Source organism: Bacteroidales bacterium (assembly GCA_035342335.1).
Lineage (GTDB): Bacteria > Bacteroidota > Bacteroidia > Bacteroidales > JAGONC01 > JAGONC01.
In genome coordinates this window covers 24957-37867 of sequence record DAOQWY010000005.1, presented here as the reverse complement: position 1 = coordinate 37867, position 12911 = coordinate 24957, and the positions used below count along the sequence as shown (strand labels likewise).

Genomic DNA, 12911 nt, shown 5'->3' with positions numbered 1-12911 from the left:
TCATGAGTCACAAGCCACTACTCATCATCGGAGGCGGAATCAGCGGGATCACCGCTGCCGTGGAAGCTGCCGAGGCCGGCCTGAAGGTGATCCTCGTCGAAAAACAGCCTTACCTCGGTGGAAGAGTGGCACGGCTGAACAGATACTTTCCAAAACGCTGCCCTCCCCAGTGCGGACTGGAAATCAACTACCGGCGGATCAGAAGTAACAGGCACATCGAGGTATTTACTTCTTCAACGGTCGAAAAAATCACAGGCTCAAAGGGAAACTTCATTACAACCATTAAAAGATCAGCGCAGTATGTAAATGAGCTGTGTACAGCGTGCGGGGAGTGTGAACTTGTTTGCCCTGTTGAAAGATCGGATGAATTCACCTATGGAATAAAACAAACAAAAGCGATCTTCATTCCGGATCAGATCATGTTCCCTTTTAAGTATACAATTGATGCCGGGGTTTGTTTGAAAAACAGCTGCGCCCTTTGCAAGGAGTGCTGTACCTATGGAGCAATCGATCTGGAGGCACAACCTGAAGTTCTGACCAGGGATGTCAGCTCCGTGATTCTGGCCACCGGATGGAAACCCTATGATGCCTTTCGCATTCCTGAACTCGCATTCGGAACATCTGACCAGATCATCACCAATATCACCCTGGAAATTTACTTCGGGAGTGATGACTGGATAAAAACCCTGGGAAGATCGCCCGTCATTGCATTTGCCCAGTGTGCAGGTTCACGCGACAGGAATCATCTGCCGTATTGCTCGGGTATCTGTTGCGGTACGACCCTGAAACAGGCGCTGCTGATCCGGGAAAAACTTCCGGAAAGCCGTATCAGGATCTTCTACATCGACCTGAGGGTGGAAGGCCGCTATGAGGACATCCTGGCCAGGGTGAAGGCTGATCCCGGGATCGAGCTGATCAAGGGAAAGGTGGCTGCTGTCGAACCACGTAACAATTCAATGATCGTCGAAGCCGAAGACCTTCTGGAAAACAAGAAAATAAGGATACCGGTGGATCTGCTGGTGCTGGCCACCGGCATGGTACCCGAGGCTGCCGGACTTGGGCAGGTCAAAACAAATGAGAATGGATTCATTGATAAGCGAGAACTGCCTGATGGGTTCTGTGCAGTGGGAAATGCAGTTCACCCGGCAGATGTATCCACTTCGGTGAAAGAGGCCACCGCGGCGGTGGTGAAAGGTCTCCAGGTCTTCAGGTCTCCTGGTGGCAGGTAGCAGATCTTCAAATCAGCCGAAGGCGGGAAGCCTCTTTGGAATTTGGATTTTGGGATTTGGAATTAATGAAAGATTTGGCAAACAACACGTTAGGAATCTATATCTGTACCGGTTGCGGCATTAACCAGGCAATAAAAATCAATGTGCTGCAGGAAGGCATCTCTGCCGCATTTCCTACGGCAACGTGCAGGGCACACGCAGCTCTCTGCAGCGAGCAGGGCATCCGGTCAATCATGGAAGACATCCAGACGAACCAGCTGGACAGGATCGTGATTGGAGCCTGCACCCCGAGGGTTCATGCAGAACGGTTCAGCTTTGATCAGAAGATTCTGGTCGAACGCGTGAACCTCCGCGAACAGGTTGCCTGGTGCCAGCCGGTAGGTACGGATGACACCCGGATGCTGGCAGACGACCTGATGAGGATGGGGATCACAAAAGCGCTCAATATTCAGGTGCCAACTCCCTATTTTCTTGATCACGTTGATGATACCATTCTTATCGTTGGGGGTGGCATAACCGGGATCACAGCAGCACTGGAAGGAGCCAGGGCAGGATACCCGGTTGTACTGGTCGAAAAGGAGTCCTCTCTGGGGGGATGGATGAATCATCTGCATAAACAGATTCCGTTCCTGCAACCGTTCCAGGCTCCCATAACACCCATTGTCGGCGAGAAGATCAGAGAGCTGGGAGCTGAACCCGGGATCACCGTATTGAAATCCTCCGTGATCGAAAACATTTCAGGACACCCGGGTGATTTCAAGGTGACTGTCCGTCAAAAGGGTATACTTCAAACCTTTCAAGCGGGAGCCATCGTAACGGCGACCGGCTGGAAACCTTATGATCCCAGGAACCTGGAACACCTGGGATATGGCAGGCTCAATGGTGTCATCACTCAGCTCGATCTGGAGAAATGTGCCGGACAGGATCAGTGGGACAGACTTTTACCGAAGGAACCAGTCCACGGCGTACTCTTCGTCCAGTGCGCTGGCTCACGCGATCCTGATCATCTGCCTTACTGCTCAAATTACTGCTGTGCCACTACGCTGAAGCAGACCACCTACCTGCGTGAAAAATATCCGGACCTGCCTGTTTACATTGTCTATAAAGACCTTCGCACACCCGGACACCTGGAGCAGTTTTACCAGCATATACAACAGGATGATCTGCTGTTCCTGACCAAAGGAGACCTGAACAGCATAGCGGAAAAAAATGGCTGGATCACCGTCGAAGTGAACAATACTCCCTTTGGCGAAACATTGGCCATCAATGTCGACCTGGTGGTGCTGGCAACGGGAATGGTCCCTTCCGACAGTTCGGAACTTCGCATCGCTTACCGGCAGGGTGAAGGATTGCCCGTATTGAAATACGGCTTTCCCGATTCTCATTTCATCTGTTTCCCCTATGAGACCCGCCGCACCGGGATCTACGCCGCCGGAACGGCCCGCGCACCGATGGACAGCGCCTCCTGCACGGAAGATGCTGCAGGAGCGATACTGAAGGCCATCCAATGCATTGAGGCTACCCGGAGAGGAGAAGCCGTGCACCCTCGCTCAGGGGATCGTTCATTTCCAGAACTCTATCTGCAGCGTTGCACCGACTGCAAGCGCTGCACGGAAGAATGCCCCTTCGGCGCCTACGATGAAACACCTGAAGGTACACCTCTCCCCCATCCCACCCGCTGCCGCCGGTGCGGTATCTGCCTGGGTGCCTGCCCCGAACGAATCATCGACTTCAGCGACCTGAGTATCGAAAGCGTTTCGGCCATGATCAAGTCTGTGCACATTCCGGATGAATTTGAAGAAAAACCACGTATCCTGGCATTTGTCTGCGAAAACGATGCCTACCCGGCATTTGACAGGGCAGGGCAGAAACGCCTTCGCTACGATGCTGCCTTGCGGATCATCCCGGTAAGGTGCATCGGTTCAGTAAACAAGATCTGGATCACGGATGCACTCTCCAGGGGATTCGACGGCATCATGCTCTTCGGATGCAAACCCGGAGAAGATTACCAGTGCCACTTCATCCAGGGCAGTGAACTGACACAAAAACGGGCGGAGAACTTCCAGGAAGCACTTCGTACGATGATGCTGGAACCGGATCGGATTCGCATGGAATTCATTGAAATAACAGATTGGGAAAAGATCCCCGGTATCATCCGGGATTATGTGGAAACCATCGAACGCATTGGTCCAAATCCTTTCAAGGGTATCTGATGGAAAAAGTTGTACAAATAAAGGCAGATCGCCTATTCATCCGGCAGGTGAAGTCAATCAGCAATGCTCCTTTGAAAGAATGCATGCAGTGTGGTGCCTGCTCGGTGGTTTGTAAACTTTCGCCGGAAGAAAATCCGTTTCCGCGTAAAGAAATGCTCTGGGCATCGTGGGGCCTGAAAGAAAAACTGATCGGCGACCCGGATCTCTGGCTCTGCCACCAGTGCGGCGACTGCTCGGTCACCTGCCCCAGGGGTGTCCAGCCGGCTACGGTTCTCTCCGCCCTCCGTCATCTCAACTATCAGGAATATGCCACTCCGCGCTTCCTGGCCGCATGGCTGGGTAAACCGGCTTTTCTGCCCGTGATCGTTGCCATTCCTGCCCTGATCATCCTCTGTATCCTGTGGCTGGCAGGGACACTGAAGATACCCGATGGACCTGTGGATTACTCAAAACTCTTTCCTCACCCACTCCTGAATGGCACCTTCCTTTCACTTGTCGTTCTGGTTGTCTTATTTTTCTGGAAAGGATTCCGTAGGTTCATCAGGGATATCCGGAAAAATCAAAGAGTAAAGATCAAAAATCAAAAAGATATCCGGTTCTTTCATCAATTGAAAGAAATCCTTTTCCACGAACAGTTTCGAAAATGCCAGACGAACAAATTCCGGTCAACAGCCCACATGCTCGTGTTCTCCGGATTCCTCCTCCTGTTGCTGGTCACCCTGGTGGCCATCGTCAATGTGATCTTTTTCGATTATCCGATGAGTTTATGGCATCCGGCAAAGATCGCCGGGAATGTGGGCGGATTTGCCCTGATCGCCGGGACGGGCATCATGATCTTTTACCGTTTGTTCAGAAAAGATATCATCGGGTACAGCACATATTCCGACGGATCCTTTCTCATTTTCCTCCTGTTGCTGGCTGTATCGGGGATACTGACCGAGTGGGCGCGCTTCGGCAACTGGTCGGCCGCTTATGTCATCTACTTCATCCACCTGGTCCTGGTGTGGATCGTGATCATTTATGCGCCCTATACCAAGTTCGGGCATCTTGTCTATCGCGTTGCTGTCCTGTTCCTGGCTTCAGGTCGGCAGGTCTCCGGGTCGGCAGGTCCGCAGGTCGGCAGGTCGGCGGTCGGCAGGTCGGCAAACAATCCTCAGAGTTGACAATCGAAAATCGTACGTCGGTAACCGACAATCGACAATTTCTTCGTATCTTTCCAATTCTCTAATACAGCAACTCCGATGCGAAGGCTTGCCGCCATCATGTTCACCGACATCGTGGGTTATTCTGCCCTGATGTCTAGGGATGAAAAAATCACCCTGCAGATCCTCAACAGGAACAGGGAGTTACAAAAGGCCTTGCTGAAAAAGTATCATGGTGAATTGATCAAGGAGATCGGCGACGGGACCCTGTGTATCTTTCGAAGCTCTTGGGATGCGGTAAGCTGTGCCATGGAACTGCAAAACACCCTGAATGAGGAAGCATACTTTCAGCTGCGCATTGGTATTCACATTGGTGACATCGTGGTCTCAGACAAGGATGTCTTTGGTGACGGCGTCAATATAGCATCCCGCATTCAGGCACTTTGTGAGCCCGGTGGCATGCTGATCTCCGAGAAAGTGTATGATGATATCCGGAATAAATCCAGCATCAGGGTCGACTGCATCGGGGATAAGCTGCTGAAGAACATTGATCAGCCCGTCAGGATCTATTCTGTTCCGGCCGATTGCATCCGGCAGTGGAAAGAGAGGCTTCCGGAAAAGGATCAGGATGAAAATGTTTGCCTGAAAGCATCATCTGAAAAAGACAGGGGAAGATCTGTCACAAAAACGATACTCCTGGCAACCGGGATCATTGCTTTACTGACAGCTGTGTTTTTCGTGATCAGGCCATTTCTCCTTCGGGCTGCTCCGGATTCAGGTTCCGTTCCCATCGCCGTGATCAGTTTCGAGAATCAAACAGGCGACACCACCTTCAATTACCTGCAGAAAGCGATCCCCAACCTGCTGATCACAAACCTTGAACAGTCCCGGTTGTTCCAGGTGATGACCTGGGAACGTATGCAGGATGTAATAAAGCAACTGGGAAAAGGAGATGCGAGAACGATCGATGCAGACCTGGGATTTGAAATATGCCGGAAGGAAGGATGCAAGTTCATTGTCATCGGAAGTTTTGTAAGGGCCGGTGAGGTCTTCGCCACCGATGCCAAGGTGCTGGACGTGGAAACCAAGAAGATCATCAACAGCGTGAATGCCAGGGGTAGCAGTGTGGGCAGCATTCTTGAATCCCAGATTGATGCCCTGAGCAAGGACATTTCACGCAGTGTCGGCATTTCGCCAAGAAAAGTTGAAACTGCACGCATGCATATTCAGGATGTGACCACCCGTTCACTGGAAGCTTACAATTATTTTTTAAAAGGCAGAGAAGCTGGTGAAAAACGCTATTGGAACGATGCAAGGCAATATTTTGAAAAAGCGATCCAGATCGATCCTGGCTTTGCCATGGCTTACCTGTATCTATCAAAAACCTATGGCCAGTTGCAACTGGCAGACATGCAAAAGCACAACGAAACGCTTGAAAAAGCCTATCGTAGCTCAAGAAGGGCCACAGAAAACGAACAGCTGGCCATCCGTGCCGATTATGCAGGCATCATTGAACAAGACAGTCGGAAGCAGCTTGATCTTTTGCTTGAGCTGTCAGAAAAAGCTCCCCGTGATAAGAGGGTCTTTTTTTCGCTGGGTTTGTGGTACCGGGACCATGAAATACCTGAAAAAGCAATCAATGCATTTAAAATAGCAGTTGAACTGGATCCCTCGTTTGGAGAAGCCGCTAATCAATTGGCTTATCTCTATTTTAAAAGGGGCGATTTTGCCATTGCTCTGGAATATCTGAAGAAGTATTCCTCTCTCAGTCCGGATGATGCCAATCCATTTGATTCCATGGGAGATCTCTTATGGAGGATGGGTGAACTGGATGAGGCCATAGTACAATACAGGAAAGCTGTGGAAATCAAATCCGATTTCTGGCCCTCAGCCGCCAAAACAGCCTATATATATGCGATGAAAGAAGATTACCGGATGACCGATCAATGGCTGAAAAGAACCCTTGAAGCGGCATGGTCCGAAAGTATTAAAGCAAATATTTACGGGATCATTGCCTTTCTGGACTATTACTATGGAAAATTGGATCAGGCGATGCAAATGATCGATAAATCAGAATCAATCGCAATGGAGTACAAGAACGACCAGTATCAGATGGGTTCTTATTATATGAAAGCCTGGATCAATTATGACCTCGGGAACCTAGAGAAAGCCCGGGAGCAGTATCGTTCCTTTCTGAAGTTCGCAATTACCGATCCCACTTCCACCAAAGAGAATGATCTGCTTGCATACAACTCCTTTCAGGGTTTATTATATGTCAGGCTCAGCCAGATGGATTCAGCTCAAAATTGCGCTGAAAGGATCAAATCGTTGTCTGAAGACCGGCAAGGAAATTTTTATTATAACTACCTCATAAGAGAAATTCAGATTGTATCGGCACAACAGCCGGGCGATCTGGACAATCTCACCGTCAAGGTAGAACAACCCGTCCCAAATTTTGTTTCTCCGGATGTCTTCATCTATAACCTGCCCATCACACGCAACAGCCTGGCTGAGGCCTACCATCGTTTTAACAAGCTGGATAAGGCCATCGCAGAGTATAATCGCCTGATCACATTCGATCCGGCCAGCAATGACCGTTATCTTATCAATCCGCGCTACCACTACTACCTGGGCATCCTGTACCAGGAAAAGGGGATGAACGAAAAAGCTGCTGAGCAGTTCCGCAAATTCCTCGACCTCTGGCAGGACGCCGATCCCAGATTCCCTGAACCGGCTGACGCGAGAAAACGGCTGGAAAGAATAGCCATTAACGATTGACCAGGTAGAAGTAGAGGTGGAAGTTGAGGTAGATACTAGAAAGGAACTAGTAAATCTGATATTATCTTTCCTTTCTGATCTCGACTTCCACCTCCACCTCTATCTGGGTAATGGGCAATCGTTATTCATTCCCCTCTTCTCGCCGCGACCCACCTCCATAAATAATACACCGGCACCCCCGAGACAAGGATGATGAGCCCGGGCCAGGTAAAGGCAGGTTTGTGGATCAGAAGGACAATGATGATGACCACACAGGCTACGATGTACAGGATCGGGAATACCGGGTAAGCAAAAGCCCGGTAGGGTCGTTCAACATCAGGCCATTTTCTGCGAAAAACAAAGATCGAGGCAATGGTCAGGATAAAAAAGAACAGGCCTGCGAAAATGACATAGTCCAGCAGGTCGCTGTAGGTTCCGCTCAGGCAAAGGAGTATGCTCCAAACAGCCTGGATGCCCAGGGAAAAGGCAGGTACCCCCTTTTTGTTCAGCTGGCCGATCTTCTTGAAGAACAACCCATCCTGGGCCATGGCATAGAAAACACGTGCCCCTGACAGCACGATCCCGTTGTTGCAACCAAAGGTGGAGATGACCACTACAATGGCCATCAGAACTTCCGCCGTGCCACCGAAGATCCCATAAATGGCCGCCGTCGCCACGCGGTCGGAGGTGGCAAACTGAATCCCCCTTTCCATGACCGTGGCCCCATCGGGCGTCCCTTTTAAAGGAAGCGCGATCACATAGACCACATTGACCAGGAAATAGACGATGCAAACGGCCAGAGTCCCCAGAAAAAGACTCCTGGGTATGGTCTTCTTCGGATTGATCACCTCATCGGAGGTATAGGTGATATTGTACCAGGCATCCACGGCAAACAGCGATCCCACCATTGCGATGGCGATGGCAATGAACAAAGCAGATCCCGTAATAGGCACCTGTGTACCTTTTTCAGGATCGGTGACCTGCGAGGCGCTCCAGAAATCCATGTTCTCAAATACCTGAAAATTGGTCCGGCTGGCGGCATAGATGCCAATGACAATGAAGCCAAGCAGGATGAAGATCTTGGAATACGTAAACAGGTTTTGAATGTACTTACCCCCTTCAATGCCCCTTGTATTGATCCAGGTCAATAGCAGGATCAGCAGGATGGAGACCAGCTGGGTTGTATTAAAATGAAGCGGACCTGCAGTGAACAGGATATTTTTATCTGCTATCCAGGGGGCCAGTACCCCCAGGTATTTTGAAAAGGCCATGGCCACAGCGGCAATCGTACCGCACTGGATCACCAGGAAAAGCGTCCAGCCGTAAAGAAATCCAAACAATGGAGAGTAGGCTTCACGGAGGTAAACATAGATCCCTCCGGCGTGGGGCATCATGCTGGCCAGTTCCCGGTAACTCAACGCTGCCATCACGGTCATCACGGCCGTTATTCCCCAGACCACCAGCATCCACCCGGGCGCGCCCACATTGCGGGCAATGTCGGCACTGACGATAAAGATGCCCGAACCGATCATCGACCCCATGATGAGGGCTGCCGAATCAAAGAGATTCAGCGACTTTTTGAATGTGCCTGCTTCTTTCACGGGAAACAAATGTATGGATTTTTTATGCTGGCATCATTACGTAATTTTGGATTTCTGTTTACCTTTAAAGCCCAATTTCATGTATATAATTCATTTCTAAACCAAACGGATGAGTACGAACAAAGAAGCGTGGGGCTCGCGGATCGGACTGATTTTGGCCATGTCGGGCAACGCGGTCGGGCTGGGTAATTTTCTCCGGTTTCCGGTTCAGGCAGTCCAAAACGGGGGCGGCGCCTTTATCATCCCCTATCTTGTGTGCTTTTTGCTGCTGGGAATCCCGTTGCTTTTCGTCGAATGGTCGATCGGACGGTATGGTGGTAGATTTGGCCACCACACGACTCCTTTTACAATGGAAAAGATGGGGAAATCAACACTGTGGAGGTATGTCGGTGTTTTTGGCATCTTTTCCAACGTGGCCATTGCAGCCTACTACTGTTATATTGAAAGCTGGTCGCTTTCCTACACGATGCACTCTGCGGTGGGATCCTTTCGTGGGCTTGATCAGCACGCGGTTTCTGGATTTTTTTCCAACTACCTGGACCTTGCAACGACCACTACCGGAATCCCCTTTGAAGCGGTGATCTTCTTTTTGGTTTGCATGGCACTGAATACGTGGGTTTTGAGCCGGGGTATCAGCGGTGGCGTTGAGAAAATGGCAAAAATTGCCATGCCCTTGCTCATCTTTTTTGGCCTTTTTCTGGCCATCAAAGCCATCACCCTGAAGGCAGGGCATGAAAATGCAGTCAACGATGGATGGGTTGGCCTGAGTTTTCTCTGGACCCCCCAATTCGACTCGTTACTCAACCCAAAAGTATGGCTGGCTGCAGCAGGCCAGATCTTTTTCACCCTGTCGCTTGGCCAGGGATCTGTCCAGTGCTTTGCCTCCTATGTGAAAAAAAAGGATGACATTGCCCTCAACGCAATGTCAGCAGGCTGGATGAACGAATGGGTGGAGGTGATTCTTGGAGCCTCCATCATTATCCCGATCTCAATCGGGTACCTGGGGATCGACAAAGTCATTGAACTCACCGGCCTGGGAGGTCTGGGCCTGGGATTCCGAACCATGCCATTTTTGTTTCAGCAGTGGGGTCCGGCCCTTGCAGCCATGGCAGGCATCGCCTTCTTCGGACTGCTTTTCTTTGCCGGGATAACCAGTTCCCTGGCCATGGGAACTCCGATCCTTTCATTTATGCAGGATGAATTCAACTGGTCCCGGAAAAACTCTGCACTGATCTTTGGCGGCGCTGTCACCCTGTTGGGATTACCAACCGTCTTCTTTTTTCAGCAGGGCGTTCTCGATGAATATGACTACTGGGCGGGTACCGTTTCACTTGTAGTATTCGCCATGCTCGAGATGATCCTGTTTTCCTGGGTGTTCGGCATAAAGAAAGGATGGCGTGAGATCACCAACGGATCCGATATCAAAGTGCCCGTCATCTATAAATTCATCATCAAATGGGTTACTCCCTTCATCCTGATCATCGTTTTCTTCGGATCCCTGGTCAGACCTGCCAACGATGAATGGACCAAGGTCTCCCTGACCAGCTGGCCTTTGCATAGGGAAAGCATCATCGGTCAGCTGATCCATAAAGATGCTGGTCCGAACGCGACCTGGTTCGCAGATAGATTCTATGCAGAATCAGAATGTATCGTCGACTCGATATACAGGGAAAACGGTAAAACGATCATTGCAGTCATTGCACCCGACCAGGTCACCTCCGTGAGCTATGTTCTCCGTAAGGGCAATTTACCGGCCGTTCAGACAGGAGACCACCTAAAGAAAGGCGATACATTGTATACCGGAAGGGTGATCAACCGTCTGGCATATCTCAATTTAGCACGGATGTTGCTGCTTTCGCTGTTCGCTTTTTCAGCATTTCTTGTTTTTAAGGCATCCAGGCGAAGAAAGAAACATGCTGCCCGTCATCAGAAAATCCATACATCATGAAAACGTCAGCCCTTATTTTCATGCTCCTGGCCCAGGTAACGATCACGACAATCATGCTGTATTTTCTGATAAGGGCACTGCGGGCAAAAAAAAGACCCGAACCCGATTCCTACACGGATAATGATGATGAGGAAGATGAATGAACCGATCAGCCAAATCCGTCGGCGTACAGCTTCCTTCCTTTCGTTTCAGGAAATGTCCAGATCCAGGCCCCTGTAAGAAGGGCAAAAAGCACAGCCAGTGAAATGCCTCCGCCCAGTCCGTAACGTGTGGCGATCAGGGAGATGGCTACGGGAGTGAAAAACTGGATGCCTCTTGCCAGGTTAAAGGCCGATCCCATGGCCGTACTCCGGATCGAAGTGGGAAAAAGTTCCGAAAACAAGGATCCGTATCCGCCGAACATGCCGGTTCCAAATCCCACCAGGAACATGAAGCTTAAAATGATGGGCGGGTAGATCACCACCCGATCCCAAAATACGGTGATCATCAGCAGACCAACGGCCATGATGAAAGAGTAGATCGAATAGGCAGGCCGCCTGCCCAGCTTATCCGCTATATAGCCAAAAAAGAAATACCCCAGAAATCCGCCTGTTTGTGTTACCAGTATCCATAGCGCCGACTTCGTCATGGTGAAGTTACGCTGGTTGTGCAAATAGCCTGGCATCCAGGAATAGGTGAGCCAGTAAGCCGACATGTCGAAGATGGCCAGCACGAGGGCCTGAAGAAAATATTTCCTGTACGGTCTGGTAAACAGGGTAAAGAACTTGTTCTGAAATGCCGGTGTGATCGCTTTGCTCGTTTCACTCAGCTGTTTCTGTATCCTTTTCTTTTGCATCCAGAGATCGGATTCCGGAAGGCTGCGGCGGATGTAGACCACCATGAGGGCCGGGAGAATGGATATAAAAAAGCAGGCTCTCCACCCAATGATTGGAGAGATAAACCCGCCAACAATGGAGGCAAGGGCGATGCCCAGGGGTGCCCCTGTCTGCATATAGGCGCAGTACCGCCCGCGCACCTTTGCCGGAAAAGTTTCCCCGACGAACGTCTGCCCGGTGGCCCATTCCCCGCCGACACCCAGACCGGTAACCACCCGGAAGATCATCAAAAACCAGAAGCTGCCTGCCAAACCGGAAAAGAAAGTGCCAAGGCTGTAGGTCAGGATCGTCCACTGCAAAACCGCTTTTCTTCCAAAACGGTCGGAAAGTATTCCGAAGATCACCCCCCCGATGGCCGTGGCAGCCAGTGTGGATCCCAGGATGTACGACATCTGGAGATCGGTGAAGCCATATTCCCGCGAAATGGGGATCAAAAGGAAGGTGAAAAGGATCAGGTCGTAAAAATCAAAGACCCACCCTGCCCAGCTCATCAGAAGGATCCTGTAATGCTGCCGGGTGATCGTCGGTGATTCGTTGAGAAGCATCGGAGGAATGGTGATGGATTTAAACCAGATGTACCCCGTTTGACTGTCAAATATCGGAAAAGAGATGGTACATCTGGCTGGTTCCTTATAATTTTAGTCAATTATTTTCAATGCTCTGAAAATAAAAAGAGGGTGCCCCACACCTGGGACACCCTCTTAACGTTAAAACGTTACAAGGTTTTAGTACCTGTTGTTGCGCTGACGATCGTAACCGCCTGAACGCTGGCCCGATGATGAATCACGTTCACCTCTGGGTCTGGCAACAGAAACACTGATCACCCTGCCGTCCAATTCCGCGTCGTGCAGTTCCCGGATCGCTTTGTCAGCTTCCTCGTCATTCTGCATTTCAACGAAACCAAATCCACGGGATCTTCCGGTCATGTTGTCTGTGATTACCTTGGCTGAAATCACCTCGCCCTGTTCTTCGAAAACAGATTTTAAATCCTCGCTTGTAATTTTAAAGCCAAGATTTGACACAAATAAATTCTTCATGATAAAAAAATTAAATAATTAATAACCGCTTGAGATGTAAGATCGAAAAGAAATACTCAGTGAAATGATTGTGATAAGACAAAACCGAACTGGGAAATTACTTTAGCGG

The 12911-nt window shown here is 50.1% G+C and carries 9 protein-coding genes; 6 read left to right on the top strand and 3 right to left on the bottom strand.

Translation table 11 applies throughout. The features are described 5' to 3' along the window. The first annotated feature begins 2 nt into the window (after positions 1-2). The 4 genes from PKI34_03875 to PKI34_03860 all read left to right on the top strand — a co-directional run bounded on the left by PKI34_03875 (position 3) and on the right by PKI34_03860 (position 7362). Positions 3-1229 (top strand): FAD-dependent oxidoreductase, encoded by a 1227-nt coding sequence (locus tag PKI34_03875; protein HNS16943.1) that lies wholly within the window; start codon positions 3-5, stop codon positions 1227-1229. 65 nt (positions 1230-1294) lie between these two features. Next, complete coding sequence (locus PKI34_03870) at positions 1295-3442, top strand: FAD-dependent oxidoreductase (GenBank protein ID HNS16942.1); 2148 nt, start codon at positions 1295-1297, stop codon at positions 3440-3442. Continuing rightward, positions 3442-4605, top strand: a complete 1164-nt coding sequence (gene qmoC / locus PKI34_03865; protein ID HNS16941.1) for a quinone-interacting membrane-bound oxidoreductase complex subunit QmoC — start codon at positions 3442-3444, stop codon at positions 4603-4605. Before PKI34_03870 ends, qmoC begins: the two co-directional genes overlap by 1 nt. 78 nt (positions 4606-4683) lie before the next feature. After that, positions 4684-7362, top strand: coding sequence for an adenylate/guanylate cyclase domain-containing protein (locus PKI34_03860; protein ID HNS16940.1), 2679 nt, complete (start codon positions 4684-4686; stop codon positions 7360-7362). Between the two features lie 125 nt (positions 7363-7487). On the opposite strand, the gene PKI34_03855 is transcribed toward PKI34_03860, so the two are convergent. After that, positions 7488-8942 carry an amino acid permease gene (locus PKI34_03855; GenBank protein ID HNS16939.1) on the bottom strand — a complete coding sequence of 485 codons (1455 nt, stop codon included), beginning with the start codon at positions 8940-8942 and terminating at the stop codon, positions 7488-7490. Positions 8943-9051: 109 nt separating this feature from the next. Here PKI34_03855 and PKI34_03850 point away from each other — a divergent pair, with 109 nt between their 5' ends. Together PKI34_03850 and PKI34_03845 are read left to right on the top strand one after the other, a co-directional pair. Beyond that, complete coding sequence (locus tag PKI34_03850; protein ID HNS16938.1) at positions 9052-10890, top strand: sodium-dependent transporter; 1839 nt, start codon at positions 9052-9054, stop codon at positions 10888-10890. Then, positions 10887-11033 (top strand): hypothetical protein, encoded by a 147-nt coding sequence (locus tag PKI34_03845; protein ID HNS16937.1) that lies wholly within the window; start codon positions 10887-10889, stop codon positions 11031-11033. Before PKI34_03850 ends, PKI34_03845 begins: the two co-directional genes overlap by 4 nt. 5 nt (positions 11034-11038) lie before the next feature. On the opposite strand, the gene PKI34_03840 is transcribed toward PKI34_03845, so the two are convergent. Further along, positions 11039-12310: an MFS transporter gene (locus PKI34_03840; protein ID HNS16936.1), complete on the bottom strand. Its 1272-nt coding sequence runs from the start codon at positions 12308-12310 to the stop codon at positions 11039-11041. Between the two features lie 180 nt (positions 12311-12490). Beyond that, positions 12491-12802, bottom strand: a complete 312-nt coding sequence (locus PKI34_03835) for an RNA-binding protein (protein HNS16935.1) — start codon at positions 12800-12802, stop codon at positions 12491-12493. Between the last annotated feature and the right edge of the window lie 109 nt (positions 12803-12911).